General features: G+C 63.6%; 11 protein-coding genes. 5 read left to right on the top strand and 6 right to left on the bottom strand.

What is annotated here, in order from left to right:
* The first annotated feature begins 282 nt into the window (after positions 1–282).
* Positions 283–4,347, top strand: a complete 4,065-nt coding sequence (locus RHP75_RS00120) for a bifunctional nitrate reductase/sulfite reductase flavoprotein subunit alpha (RefSeq protein WP_311089929.1) — start codon at positions 283–285, stop codon at positions 4,345–4,347.
* A gap of 74 nt (positions 4,348–4,421) precedes the next feature.
* Here RHP75_RS00120 and RHP75_RS00115 read toward each other — a convergent pair whose 3' ends face one another.
* From RHP75_RS00115 to hemF, 3 genes are read right to left on the bottom strand one after another with little or no spacing between them, the layout of a single operon-like run.
* On the bottom strand, positions 4,422–5,048 hold the full coding sequence (locus RHP75_RS00115; RefSeq protein ID WP_311089928.1) for a class I SAM-dependent methyltransferase: 627 nt from the start codon (positions 5,046–5,048) through the stop codon (positions 4,422–4,424).
* A 4-nt stretch (positions 5,049–5,052) separates the two neighbouring features.
* Complete coding sequence (gene aroE, locus RHP75_RS00110; RefSeq protein ID WP_311089927.1) at positions 5,053–5,877, bottom strand: shikimate dehydrogenase; 825 nt, start codon at positions 5,875–5,877, stop codon at positions 5,053–5,055.
* Positions 5,877–6,797 (bottom strand): oxygen-dependent coproporphyrinogen oxidase, encoded by a 921-nt coding sequence (gene hemF, locus RHP75_RS00105; RefSeq protein ID WP_311089926.1) that lies wholly within the window; start codon positions 6,795–6,797, stop codon positions 5,877–5,879. Before hemF ends, aroE begins: the two co-directional genes overlap by 1 nt.
* Before the next feature lie 182 nt (positions 6,798–6,979).
* Between hemF and RHP75_RS00100 the strand changes: the two genes are divergently transcribed.
* The gene (locus tag RHP75_RS00100) at positions 6,980–7,957 is read left to right on the top strand and encodes an NADPH:quinone reductase (protein ID WP_311089925.1); all 978 of its coding nucleotides are present in this window, start codon (positions 6,980–6,982) and stop codon (positions 7,955–7,957) included.
* Positions 7,958–7,972: 15 nt separating this feature from the next.
* Here RHP75_RS00100 and RHP75_RS00095 read toward each other — a convergent pair whose 3' ends face one another.
* The 3 genes from RHP75_RS00095 to RHP75_RS00085 all read right to left on the bottom strand — a co-directional run bounded on the left by RHP75_RS00095 (position 7,973) and on the right by RHP75_RS00085 (position 10,810).
* A complete protein-coding gene (locus RHP75_RS00095; protein WP_160086370.1) occupies positions 7,973–8,530 on the bottom strand; it encodes an L-threonylcarbamoyladenylate synthase in 558 nt (185 codons plus the stop codon).
* Between the two features lie 41 nt (positions 8,531–8,571).
* Positions 8,572–9,687 carry a DNA-processing protein DprA gene (dprA, locus tag RHP75_RS00090; protein WP_311089924.1) on the bottom strand — a complete coding sequence of 372 codons (1,116 nt, stop codon included), beginning with the start codon at positions 9,685–9,687 and terminating at the stop codon, positions 8,572–8,574.
* Between the two features lie 97 nt (positions 9,688–9,784).
* Positions 9,785–10,810 carry a LysM peptidoglycan-binding domain-containing protein gene (locus RHP75_RS00085; RefSeq protein WP_311089923.1) on the bottom strand — a complete coding sequence of 342 codons (1,026 nt, stop codon included), beginning with the start codon at positions 10,808–10,810 and terminating at the stop codon, positions 9,785–9,787.
* Between the two features lie 152 nt (positions 10,811–10,962).
* Here RHP75_RS00085 and def point away from each other — a divergent pair, with 152 nt between their 5' ends.
* Genes def through rsmB form a run of 3 tightly spaced genes read left to right on the top strand, consistent with a single transcriptional unit; the run spans position 10,963 to position 13,778 of the window.
* On the top strand, positions 10,963–11,469 hold the full coding sequence (gene def, locus RHP75_RS00080; protein ID WP_170050285.1) for a peptide deformylase: 507 nt from the start codon (positions 10,963–10,965) through the stop codon (positions 11,467–11,469).
* Positions 11,470–11,523: 54 nt separating this feature from the next.
* On the top strand, positions 11,524–12,468 hold the full coding sequence (gene fmt, locus RHP75_RS00075) for a methionyl-tRNA formyltransferase (protein ID WP_311089922.1): 945 nt from the start codon (positions 11,524–11,526) through the stop codon (positions 12,466–12,468).
* Positions 12,465–13,778, top strand: a complete 1,314-nt coding sequence (gene rsmB / locus RHP75_RS00070) for a 16S rRNA (cytosine(967)-C(5))-methyltransferase RsmB (RefSeq protein ID WP_311089921.1) — start codon at positions 12,465–12,467, stop codon at positions 13,776–13,778. The genes fmt and rsmB overlap by 4 nt, the downstream gene beginning before the upstream one ends.

The following is a 13,778-nucleotide window of genomic DNA, read 5'->3' as shown; positions in this document are numbered from 1 at the left end:
AGGCTGACCTGCCAGGCGCGATAAAGACCCAAAAAGAGGCGAGCATAGGTCTATGCGCCCCATTATGAGTCGCTTCTCGGTAGACCTTTATCTCCCGTACGCACCTCGCCAGGCCTTGCCCGGCGGGCATTCACGCTGCCTTGGCGAACCCTGGCGCGTGCCTTGCTATAGACCCACCCAGGTAATCAACGCTGATTGCCCATCCACGACAAAGACGCCGTGCCACTCCCGTTTCGACGGAGGGTTGCATGGCGTTTTGCGTTTAAGGTGCAGGAGAGGGGTGTGGCGAACAAAACCGTGCGAAGTGTCTGTCCCTATTGCGGCGTCGGCTGCGGCATCGTCATGCATGTGGAAAACGGCAAGATCGCCAAGGTCAGCGGTGACCAGCAGCATCCGAGCAACTTCGGCCGCCTGTGCACCAAGGGCAGCACCTGCGCCCAACCGCTGAGCGAATCCGGCCGCATGCAGCACGCCTACCTGCGCAGCGAACGCAGCCGCGACCCAGGGCAAGTCGCCATGGATGCCGCAATCAGCGCCGCCGCCGCCCGCCTGCGCGCGACTCTCGATGAACACGGGCCGGACGCCATCGCCCTGTATGTCTCCGGGCAGATGTCGCTGGAGGCGCAGTACCTGGCCAACAAGCTGGTCAAGGGCTACCTGGGCAGCAACCAGATCGAATCCAACTCGCGCCTGTGCATGGCCAGCGCCGGCAGTGGCTACAAATTGTCGCTGGGCGCCGACGGCCCGCCCGGCTCGTACCAGGATTTCGACCGCGCCGATGTGTTCTTCGTCATCGGTGCAAATATGGCCGACTGTCACCCGATCCTGTTTCTACGCCTGATGGCACGGGTCAAGGCCGGCGCCAAGCTGATCGTCGTCGACCCCCGGCGCAATGCCACAGCGGACAAGGCCGATCTGTTTCTGCAGATCAAACCGGGCAGCGACCTGCTGCTGCTCAACGGCTTGCTGCACCTGCTGCACAAGAACGGCCACACCGATCCAGCCTTTATTGCCGAGTTCACCGAAGGCTGGGAGGTCATGCCGGACTTCCTTGAGAGCTACACCCCCGACTACGTCGCCACCCACACCGGGCTCAGCGAAGCGGCTATCCGCCAGGCCGCACGCTGGATCGGTGAAGCCGGCGAGTGGATGAGCTGCTGGACCATGGGCCTCAACCAGAGCACCCACGGCACCTGGAACACCAATGCCCTGTGCAACCTGCACTTGGCCACCGGCAAGATCTGCCGCCCCGGTAGCGGACCGTTTTCCCTTACCGGCCAACCCAACGCCATGGGCGGCCGCGAGATGGGCTATATGGGCCCCGGCCTGCCGGGCCAGCGCAGCGTGCTGGTGGACGACGACCGCGCCTTTGTCGAGCACGTCTGGGGCGTGCCCGCCGGCACCCTGCACACCCGCCTGGGCGGCGGCAGCGTGACGCTGTTCGAGGATCTGGCAGCCGGCAAGGTCAAGGCCTGCTGGATCATCTGCACCAATCCGGTGGCGAGCATGGCCAACCGCAGCACGGTAGTCGAAGGGCTGAAGGCCGCCGAACTGGTGATCGCCCAGGACGCCTTTCTCGACACTGAAACCAATCGCTACGCCGACATCCTCCTGCCCGGCGCGCTGTGGGCCGAAGCCGAAGGGGTGATGATCAACTCCGAACGCAACCTGACCCTGATGCCGCAAGCCGTCGAGCCGCCCGGCGAGGCCATGGCCGACTGGCGGATCATCGCCGAGGTGGCCTGCGCCATGGGCTTTGCCGACGGCTTCAGCTACGAATCGGCCGAGCAGGTGTTCGAGGAGATCAAGCGCTTCCACAACCCCAAGACCGGCTACGACCTGCGCGGCGCCAGCTACCCGCGCCTGCGCCAAACGCCGCTGCAATGGCCCTGCGCCAGTGAAGCGGGCGACGGGCGCATGCCACTGCGCTACATCAACGACGGCATCAGCCAGCATCTGCACATTCGCGAAGATGGCAGCACGCCGCGCCTGGCCTTTGCCACGCCCAGCGGCAAGGCGCAGTTCTTCCCGCGCCCGCACCTCGACCCGGCGGAAATGCCCGATGCCGACTTCCCCTTTGTGCTCAACACCGGGCGCCTGCAACACCAGTGGCACACCCTGACCAAAACCGGCAAGGTCGCCACGCTAAACAAGCTCAACCCCGGCCCCTTTATCGAAGTGCACCCGCAGGACGCCGCCGCCCTCGGCGTGCGCGATCGCGACCAGCTGGAAATCCGCTCGCGGCGTGGCCATGCCGTGCTGCCGGTACAGATCAGCGACCGCGTGCTGCCCGGCGGCTGCTTTGCGCCGTTCCACTGGAACGATGTGTACGGCGATAACCTGGCGATCAACGCGGTAACCAGCGACGCCATCGACCCCATCTCGCAGCAGCCTGAATTCAAGTTCTGCGCCGTCAGCCTGCGGCGTATCGAGCTGATCGCCCATCAACGCCTCGATACGCCCACCGCCGAGGCAGTCGACAGCACTCGCCTATCTCACCAGCCCGAGGAACTCGCGATGTCGAGCATCGAAACCTTTGCGGCCCTGGTCGGCGTAGATTGCAGCGCGCCGCCGCCCCTCAGCGACAGCGAGCGCACCTATATGGCCGGCTATATCAGCGGTTTACGCAGCAACCCCGGCGGCGGTGTGCCCAGCCTGCCAAGCCAAGCGCCCCTGACGGAGCCGACCCGCCTGTGGCTCGACGGCATGCTCGCCGGGCTATTCAGCCGCGTCGCACCCGCGGCGCTGGCAGCGAGCCCTGCGGTAACCCTGCTGTGGGCCTCGCAAACCGGCAATGCCGAGGCGCTGGCCGAACGCCTGGCCACGCACCTGAGCGCGGCTGGGGTGGCCGTGGCGCTGAGCTGCATGGCCGATTACCCGCCGCAGCAACTGGCCAGCGCCGGTTCGGTGCTGCTGCTCAGCAGCACCTTCGGCGACGGCGATGCGCCGGACAACGGCCAGGCCTTCTGGAACGCCCTGCAAGCCAGCGACCTGCGCCTGGAAAATCTGCGTTATGCGGTACTGGCCCTCGGTGACCCGAATTACGAACAGTTCTGCCAGCACGGCAAAAACCTCGACCGCCGCCTGGCCGAACTCGGCGCCACGCCGCTGCGACCCTGCCTGGATTGCGACAGCGATTTCGACGAGGCTGCCTCGGCCTGGCTAAACGAGCTGCTACCACTGCTGCGCCCGGCGGCAACGGCAGTTCCTGCACACAGCGCCGCTTTAACTGAACCCGTCAGCACGGTGAGCAAAACCCAGCCGCTGCCCGCGCGCCTGGCGCTGAATCTGCGCCTGAACGCAGCAGGCGCGAGCAAGGACACCCGTCAGTTCGCCTTCGCCCTGGGCGACTCCGGTCTCAGCTACGAAGCCGGCGATGCCCTCGGCGTATGGCCGCGCAACTGCCCGGAGCTGGTCGAGGAAGTGCTCGAACTGGCGCATCTGGACGGCGAGCAACTGGTCAACGTGGCCAAGGTAGGCGACTTGTCGCTGCGCGAGGCGCTGACCAGCCATTTCGAAATCGCCCGGCCGAGCAACGAGGCTCTCGCCCTGGTCGCCGAACGCAGCGCCAACAACGAATTACGCAGCCTGCTTGGCGAGCGCAAAGCCGAGCTGAAGGACTGGCTGTGGGGCCGCCAACTGGCCGACGTGCTGCAGGCCTATCCAGCCGAGCATTCAGCGGGCGAGCTGCTGGGCAGCCTCAAGCGTCTGCAACCGCGCCTGTATTCGATCTCATCGAGCCCCAAGGCGCATGCCGGCGAAGTGCATCTGACCGTGTCCGCCGTGCGCTACGGCAAACGCAAGGGCGTGGCCTCGACCTTTCTTGCCGACCGTGTGGGTAACCGCGAGGTGCCGCTGTTTGTGCAGAGCAACAAATACTTCCGCGTACCGCAAGATGGCGACGTGCCGATGATCATGATCGGCCCCGGCACCGGCGTGGCGCCGTTTCGCGGCTTCCTCCACGAACGCCGCGCGCGCGGCGATGCTGGCAAGAACTGGCTGTTCTTCGGCGAACAGCATGCGGCCAGCGACTTCTACTACCGCGACGAGCTGACGGCGATGCAGCACGACGGCCTGCTGACCCACCTCAGCCTGGCCTTCTCTCGCGATCAGGCGCAGAAGATCTACGTGCAGGATCGCATTCGCGAGCAGGGCGGCGAGCTGTGGCGCTGGCTGGAGGAGGGTGCGCAGCTGTATGTCTGCGGCGACGCCAACCGCATGGCCAAGGATGTCGAACAGGCGCTACGGGATGTGGCGCGCGAGCACGGCGGTTTGAGCGAGGAAAAAGCCGCCGAGCATATTCGCCGTCTGGCCGAACAGAAGCGTTATCTGCGTGATGTGTACTGAGTAAGGTGGATCACGCTTATCGATCCACCATTGCAGTGGACGTGAAAACGACGTCCACCCTATGGACTGAGTAGTCAGAGCCTGCGCCAGACGCTGGCCAGCCAGGGCTGCTGCTCGCGCGGCAAGCCCGCCGGGCGGTAGTAATGCTGCAGTTCGCTAAAGCCGGCGGCGTTGAGCAGCACACGCCAGTTGGCCAGGTCGTGATAGGCGCCGTAGCGCTCGCCATTCCAGCCTTCCTGGTTGTCACCACGGGGGTTAGAGCTGAACAGTACGCCGCCGGGTTTAAGGGTGGCATGCAGCTGCTTCAACACCCGTGGCAACTCCTGGCGAGGAATATGAAACAGCGAGGCATTGGCGAACACCCCATCGAAGCGTTCAGGCGGCAGATCGAGGGCGAGAAAGTCCTGCTGCCAGGCTTCGCAGCCACTGTCGGCACGGGCCATTTCGACAAAGCGCGCGCAGCCATCCAAACCGACAGCGCTGTGGCCCATGGCGCTAAAGGTGCGCAGATCGCGTCCTGGGCCGCAGCCGAAATCGAGAATCTGATAGGGCGCAGTGGCCTGAATAGCCGCGAGCAGGGCGGCAATATTCTGGCTGACATCGTGATCGCGTGTGCCTTCACGAAAGTCTTCGGCGCAGTCCTGATAATGGCGCAGGGTCAGCGCGCTGATCTGCGCCAGGTCATCCGCGCTCAATCCCACGTCTTCAGCCCTCGGCCAGCAGGCGGCGCAGTTCGGCCAACACCGGGGCGCTGGCTGGACGCACATCGCGCCACAGGGCAAAGGCTTCAGCGGCTTGCTCGACCAACATGCCCAGACCATCCAGAGTGCGCGCTGCGCCGTGCTCGGCGGCCCAGCGGTTAAAGGCGGTCAATTCCTTGCCGTACATCATGTCGTAGCACAGGGTATGGCCGGGCTGAATCAGGCTTGGGGCAATCGGCGGCAACTCGCCGGCCAGGCTGGCCGAGGTGCCGTTGATGATCAGGTCCACCGGCGCATCGATCCAGTCATAACCACTGGCTACCACCGGACCCAGGTCGGCAAATTCGCGGGCCAGTTGCTCGGCTTTCTCGACCGTGCGGTTGGCAACCACCAGCGCCGCCGGCTGCTCGGCCAACAACGGCTCCAGCACCCCGCGCACGGCACCACCAGCGCCGAGCAGCAGGATGCGTTTGCCCTTGAGGGTTACCCCGGCATTCACCGTCAGATCGCGCACCAGACCGGCGCCATCGGTGTTATCACCAAGCAGGCTGCCGTCGGCAAGCTTCTTCAGGGTATTGACCGCACCGGCGCGTTGAGCACGGGCGCTGAGCTGATCGGCGAGGGCAAACGCCTGCTCCTTGAACGGCACCGTGACATTGGCGCCCAAACCTTCGGCGAAGAAACTGCGGGCAAATCCGGGGAAGTCGTCCAGCGGCGCGAGCAGGGCTTCATAACTCAGTTGCTCGCCGGTCTGCTGAGCAAACAGACGATGAATCAGCGGCGACTTGCTATGGCCGATGGGGTTGCCGAATACGCCGTAGCGGTCCATCAGCGGCCCGCCTCATTCAGCCACTCACGATCAGTCAGGAAATACTCGGTCAGCCGCGCTTCTTCGCTGCCCGGCTCCGGCTTCCAGTCGTAGCCCCAGCGTACATGCGGCGGCAGCGACATCAGGATCGATTCCGTGCGCCCACCGGACTGCAAACCGAACAGCGTGCCACGGTCGAACACCAGGTTGAACTCGACATAGCGGCCCCGGCGGAAGGCCTGGAATTCACGCTCACGCTCGCCATAAGGGATCAGCTTGCGCCGCTGCACGATGGGCAGGTAGGCCTGGATATAGGCATCGCCGATGGCACGCATAAAGGCGAAGCTGGTGTCGAAGTCCCACTGATTCAGGTCATCGAAGAACAACCCGCCAATGCCGCGCGGCTCGCCGCGATGTTTGAGGTGGAAGTAGCGATCACACCAGGCCTTGAACTTCGGGTAGACCTCAGCCCCGAACGGCGCGCAGGCGTCATGGGCGACCTGGTGCCAGTGCCGGCAGTCTTCTTCATTGCCGTAGTAGGGCGTCAGGTCGAAGCCGCCGCCAAACCACCAGACTGGCTCCTCACCTTCTTTCTCGGCGCTGAAGAAGCGCACGTTGGCGTGGGAGGTCGGCACATAGGGGTTTTCCGGGTGGATCACCAACGACACGCCAAGGGCCTCGAAGCCGCGTCCGGCCAGTTCCGGCCGATGCGCACTCGCCGAAGGCGGCAGGCTATCGCCGAATACATGGGAGAAGTTCACCCCGCCTTTTTCGATCAGCGCACCGTTCTCCATCACCCGCGTGCGGCCGCCACCGCCGGCTGGCCGCTGCCAGGCATCCTCGAAGAACTCGGCACCGCCATCTTCGGCTTGCAGGGCAGTGCAGATACGGTCTTGCAGATCCAGCAGGTAGGCTTTGACGGCCTCAGTACGGTCACTCACGGCGGCACCTTGAAAACGGGTAAGGCCAGGCGGCACGTGGCCGCGGGGAAAAATGGGCGGCCAGCATAACACCAGCCACCCCACGGCCGCAGTTGACGGCGGTCAATGCAGACGATTGGATAACGGCACGTTTCTGCCCGTGCGGGCATCATCCAGGCATTCAATCGCGGAAGAATCTGAAAATGGCCATGCGTATCCAGTTCAACCGTCACGGCGGCCCGGACGTTCTCGACTACACCGACTACACACCCGCAGCCCCAGGTCCGAATGAGGTACGGGTGCAGAACCAGGCGATCGGCCTGAATTTTATCGACACCTATTTCCGCAGCGGCCTGTATGCGCCGCCAGCGCTGCCGTCCAGCCTGGGCACCGAGGGTGCGGGCATCGTCGAGGCGGTGGGCTCGGCAGTGAGCGGCTTTCAGGTGGGTGATCGCGTGGCCTATGCCACCGGGCCGCTGGGCGCTTACAGCGAACTGCATGTGCTGCCGGCCGATAGGTTGGTGAAACTGCCGGATGCGATCAGCTTCGAGCAAGCGGCCGCCGTCATGCTCAAGGGCCTGACGGTGCAGTACCTGCTGCGCCAGACCTTCCCCCTGCAAGGTGGCGAAACCATCCTGTTTCATGCCGCCGCCGGCGGGGTCGGCTCCTTCGCCTGTCAGTGGGCCAAGGCGCTTGGGGTCAGGCTGATCGGCACCGTCAGTTCCGCCGAAAAAGCCGCACGGGCCAAAGAGCAGGGCGCCTGGGCGACCATCGACTACAGCCATGAAAACGTCGCCCAGCGCGTGCTGGAACTGACCGATGGCAAGAAGTGCCCGGTGGTCTACGACGGCGTCGGCAAGGACACCTGGGAAACCTCGCTGGATTGCGTGGCCCCGCGCGGCCTGCTGGTCAGCTTCGGTAATGCGTCGGGCGCCGTAACCGGCGTCAACCTGGGCATCCTCGCGCAAAAAGGTTCGCTGTTCGTCACCCGCCCAACACTAGCCGGTTACGCCGATACGCCTTCCCGGCTGCAGACGATGGCTGACGAACTGTTCGCCATGATTGCCAGCGGTCAACTGCAGGTGGAAATCAGCAACCGCTATGCACTTAAGGACGCCGCGCTGGCGCAAACTGCGCTGAGCGCGCGGCAAACCACCGGTTCGAGCATTCTGCTGCCCTAGACGGTTTGGCTGTGATCAGGACGGTCTGATCACATCACCGCTGATCAAATCGCGAATCAGACTCGGGTTCTTGCGACCGCCCAACGCTCCCCCCAGCACCGCATCCAGCTGGCCGGGAAAGTACTGCTCAACACGTAGACGCGAACGCGCAGACGGTCGACCAGCCGGATTGGCCGAGGTCGACACCAGCGGCCCGGTCAGGCGACACAGCGCACGCACCTGTGGATGATCACTGACGCGCAGGGCCACGCTGTCATGCTGGCCGCTAATCCATTCGGGCAGCCGGTTCTGGTGCGGCACCAGCCAGGTATTCGGCCCCGGCCAGCTGCCGGCCAGGCGCGCCAGCCAGATTTCTGGCAGGTCTTCGAGAAGAAAATCAAACTGCTCAACCTCGGCGGCGACCAGAATCAGCCCCTTGTGCACCGGCCGATCCTTCAGCGCCAGCAAGCGCTCCACCGCTTCGTCATTCCAAGGATCACAACCCAGCCCCCATACCGCTTCGGTCGGATAGGCAATCACTCCGCCATTGCGCACTACGCGTGCGGCTTGCTGTATCTGCCAGTTGCTGACCATTCACTGCTCTCCACTAAGGCCTGGCGGGCAGTGTATCCAAGCTAAAGCGCGCGGCCCACCCAGCGGCCATTTTCGCAGGCCACCCGGCCGTCCAGTTCCAGCTCGGTCAGCGCCGCCAGCACCTCGGCCAGAGGCCAGCCACTGGCGACCACCAGCGCTTCGCTGCTATGCGGCGCGGCATGCAACAAGGCCAGTAATGGGTGACTGGGCGACTCAGATCTCTGTGGCGCATTGACAGGTGGCTGCGCTTGCCAGCCGCGCAGAGCCTGCAGAATGTCTTCGATACTCTCCACCAGCGTCGCCCCTTCACGGATCAGCTGATGGCAGCCACGTGCGCCGGGATGGTGGATCGAACCGGGAATCGCATACACCTCGCGGCCCTGTTCGGCGGCCAAACGTGCAGTGATCAGCGAACCGCTGGACGGACTGGCCTCCACCACCAGCACCCCCACGGATAGGCCACTGATGATGCGATTGCGCCGCGGAAAGTTGCTCGCCTGAGGCGGACAATCCAGCGGCAACTCCGACACCAGCGCGCCACCACGGGCGACGATATCTGCGGCGAGTTTCTTGTGCCGCGCCGGATACAAACACTGCAAGCCGGTGCCGAGCACCGCCACAGTCTTGCCGCCGGCATCCAATGCACCCTGATGGGCCGCGCCATCGATGCCCAAGGCCAGGCCGCTGGTAATCACAAAGCCGCCACCCGCCAGGCTGCGAGCGAAACTCTGCGCAGTATCCAACCCTGGCCGCGATGCGCGCCGACTACCGACCATGGCCAGTTGCGGCTGCTCCAGCAAAGTCGGGTCACCCTCAACAAACAGTAACGGCGGCGCATCCGCCAATTCGGCCAGCAAACCCGGATAAATTGCGTCATCCCACATCAGAAGATGATGCGTATCGGCGTCCAACCAGGCCAGGCTCTGCGCTGCTCGCTCACGCACCTCGGCGCTACGCCGCGCGTCACTGCATATCTGCGGCAAACCCAGAGAACGCCAGGCGCTGGCCGGTGCGCTGAGCGCGGCAGAAGCACTGTCGAAGGCACTGAGGAGTTTGCGAAAGCGCCGAGGCCCCAACTCCGGCAAGCAGTGCAGGCGCAGACGGGCTTCAAGCTCAGCGGGAGAGATCGCAGGGGAAATAACAGAAGGTTGCGACATGCGGATCATCCTTGATCGGTCGCGCCGCATGGCGGCAGGGTGGCGGCCAAATATGGCACACCATAAAAAAGCCCCGCAGTTGCGGGGCTTTTCGGTGTTACGGGTTACGCACTTTGTCCATGATCGCCAGCGAGCGAGAAGCCCCAAGCACCAGGCCATAGCTGAGCTTGTCGTAGGTGCGGAACACCATCAGCAAGCCCGAACGCTCGTCCGGAATCTTCACTGATTCGCCGGTGACCCGGTCACGTACGGTTTCACCGGTTTTGTAGATCGCCAGTACGTTGCCTTCGGTCAGACCGTCGCGGGCGCCCTTGTTGATGGTGACCACATCGAACTGACCGATCTGGGTCACGCCGCGCGGCACATCAAGGATCACACCGTTGACCTCACCAGCCGGTTCACTCGGCATAAAGGTCGAGTTGATCGCACGCTCTTCAGTGGCAAACAAGCGGTCACCAAGGCGAACTTCCTGAGTCGAGCGGCTCAACAGCATAGTGCCGACATCGCCTTCCTCAGCCACGATCTCACCCGAGCCTATGTCATCGGCGTTAATGCCGAGGAATTCCTGGGTTTCCGGATCCACGTAGGTTTTGCCCTGGCGGAAGATGCCATAAGCTGGAGCTGACTCATCGAAGGCACCACGGGCATACACACGATCACCAGCGCCACTAACAACGCGCTCGGCATTGCCGGCAACAATATAGGGCGCTCCCTGGAACTGCTCAGGGGTATCAACGATGCGGTTGCTCAGCAAGAAGCTGTTGATCGCCTCCAATGGAATCGCCGGAATAGCTTCGGCCATCGGCGTGCTACGCACCTGCGGCGACAGTTTGATCGTGCCGCGCGACTCACCGCGATTAAGCATGAGGCGTGGCTGACCATCGATATACACCAGGCTGAGTTGGTCGCCCGGATAGATCAGATGAGGGTTTTCCACCTGCGGGTTGGCGTGCCAGATTTCTGGCCACTTCCACGGCTGGCTGAGAAATTTACCGGAGATATCCCAGAGGGTATCGCCCTTGACCACGGTATAACGGTCTGGGTGACCGTCCTTGAGTTGCACTTCGGCCTGGGCCAAGCCACTTGCCGCAAGCAGCAGCAGGGCGAGTAGTGATTTCCTCATGCGGTGAATCCCTTTATTATGTGCCTTCACGTGGAGCGCCCTAGCGCCGCTACAAAACCCAGTCGTGCTGCGGCGTGAAGCCGTTTTTCAATGCTGCTCATCATCTTAGCAGCGGATTTTGACTTTATTCCACAAGTGCATCACAAACGCATATGGCGATCCTGAATATCCTCGAATTTCCCGATCCGCGCCTGCGCACCATCGCCAAGCCGGTGGACGTGGTCGATGACGCCTTGCGTCAACTGATCGATGACATGTTTGAAACCATGTACGACGCACCGGGCATCGGCCTGGCCGCGACGCAGGTCAACGTGCACAAGCGCGTGGTGGTGATGGATCTGTCCGAAGACAAGTCCGAACCACGGGTGTTTATCAACCCCGAGTTCGAGCCGCTGACCGAGGAAATGGATCAGTACCAGGAAGGCTGCCTGTCAGTGCCGGGTTTCTACGAAAACGTTGACCGCCCGCAGAAGGTCAAGATCAAGGCGCTGGACCGCGATGGCCAGCCCTATGAGCTGATCGCCGAAGGCCTGCTTGCCGTATGCATCCAGCATGAATGCGACCACCTCAATGGCAAGCTGTTTGTCGATTACCTGTCTAATCTCAAACGCGACCGGATCAAGAAGAAGCTGGAAAAGCAGCACCGCCAGCAGGCTTGAGCCACATCATTACAAAGGCTTGCTGCGGCAAGCCTTTTTCTTTAGCGAGCCCCCATGACTGAAGCACTGCGTATCGTGTTTGCCGGCACCCCGGAATTCGCCGCCGAACACCTCAAGGCCTTGCTCGACACGCCCCACCAGATCATTGCCGTGTACAGCCAGCCGGATCGCCCGGCCGGGCGCGGACAGAAGCTTACCCCTAGCCCGGTCAAGCAGCTCGCCCTGCAGCACGATATTCCGGTGTACCAGCCGCAGACCCTGCGCGACCCCGCAGCCCAAGCCGAGCTGGCGGCACTCAAGCCCGATCTGATGGTGGTGGTGGCTTACGGCCTGATCCTGCCGCAGGTGGTGCTGGATACACCGCGCCTGGGCTGCATCAACAGTCACGCCTCGCTACTGCCACGCTGGCGTGGTGCTGCGCCGATTCAACGCGCGGTCGAAGCCGGTGATGCCGAGTCCGGGGTAACGGTGATGCAGATGGAAGCCGGCCTGGATACCGGGCCGATGCTGCTCAAAGTCAGCACGCCTATTTCTGCCGAAGACACTGGCGGCAGCCTGCACGACCGCCTCGCCAGCCTCGGCCCACAAGCAGTGATTGAAGCCATCACTGGCCTGGCCGATGGCTCGCTCAAAGGCGAAGTACAGAACGACAGCCTGGCCACCTACGCGCACAAACTGAACAAGGATGAAGCGCGCCTGGACTGGAACCGCCCAGCGACTGAGCTGGAACAGCTGGTACGCGCCTTTCACCCCTGGCCAATCTGCCATAGCACGCTAAATGGCGAAGCCATCAAGGTGCACGCCGCTGCATTGGGTGAAGGACAGGGCAAACCTGGCAGCATCCTCGCCGCCGATAAATCTGGCCTGACCGTGGCCTGCGGCACAGGCGCACTACGCCTGACCCGCCTGCAACTACCCGGCGGTAAGGCGCTGAACTTCAGTGACCTGTACAACAGCCGCCGCGAGCAGTTCGCCCCTGGCCTGGTGCTCGGCCAATGAACCCACGTCTCGCTGCCGCCCGCGCCCTGGCCAGTGTGCTGGCTGGCAAGGCATCACTGGGCAGCAGCCTGCCGCCGTTGCTGGACAAGGTTGAGCCGCGTGACCGTGGCCTGGCCCAGGATCTGGCCTTCGGCACTGCACGCTGGCAGCCACGCCTGGCCCTGATCGCCGAGAAGCTGCTGCAAAAACCCTTCAAAGCCGCCGACCGTGATGTCGAGGCGCTGCTGCTGATCGGCCTGTATCAGCTGTTTTACAGCCGTATTCCAGCCCACGCCGCCATCGGTGAAACGGTGGCCTGCGTCGACAAGCTGAAAAAACCCTCGCTCAAGGGCCTGCTGAATGCCGTACTGCGCAATGCCCAGCGCGAACATGAGCCACTGCTGGCCGAGCTGGATCGCGATCCGGTGCTGCATACCGCTCACCCGCGCTGGCTGCAGAAGGCCCTGAAAGCTCAGTGGCCGGAACACTGGGAGGCCATTTGCGCGGCCAATAACGCCCACCCGCCGCTGATTCTGCGGGTCAATCGCCGCCTCGGCAGTCGCGATGACTACCTGGCCGAACTGCGCCGCGTCGGCTTTGAGGCCGAACCCTGCAGCTTTAGCCGCGACGGTATCCGCCTGCTGCAGGCATGCGATGTCACCACCCTGCCGGGGTTTGCCGAAGGCCGCGTCAGCGTGCAGGACGAAGCGGCGCAGCTGGCTGCCGAACTGCTCGACCTGGCGCCCGGTCAACGCGTGCTGGACGCCTGCGCCGCGCCAGGCGGTAAAACCTGCCATCTGCTGGAAGCCGAGCCCGCGCTGGCCGGCGTAGTGGCGGTGGATCTGGAAGAAAAACGCCTGGTGCGCGTACGCGAGAACCTCAAACGTCTGGGCCTGGAGGCCGAGCTGATCGCCGCCGATGGCCGTGACCTGGCCGCCTGGTGGGACGGCAAGCCGTTCCAGCGCATCCTGCTCGATGCGCCCTGCTCGGCCACCGGGGTGATCCGCCGTCACCCGGATATCAAACTGACCCGTCAGGCCGATGACATTCCCGCGCTGGCCAAGCTGCAGGGCGAGCTGCTGGATAGCCTGTGGCAGACTCTGGAAGTCGGCGGCATCCTGCTCTATGCCACCTGTTCGGTGATGCCGGCGGAAAACAGCGAGAATATTGCTGCCTTCCTGGCGCGCACGCCGGGCGCCCGTGAGCTGGATATTGCCGGAGCGTTCGGCCATAAAACCGCCCACGGTCGCCAGCTATTCCCGCAAGTCGACGGCCACGACGGCTTCTACTATGCCAAGCTGATGAAAATCGCTGCCGCTCCGCGCGGCTGA

It is taken from the genome of Pseudomonas sp. SG20056 (genome assembly GCF_031764535.1).
Taxonomy (GTDB): Bacteria; Pseudomonadota; Gammaproteobacteria; order Pseudomonadales; family Pseudomonadaceae; genus Aquipseudomonas.
Note: the sequence above shows the minus strand (reverse complement) of the source record. Positions and strands in the feature narration are given on the sequence as shown.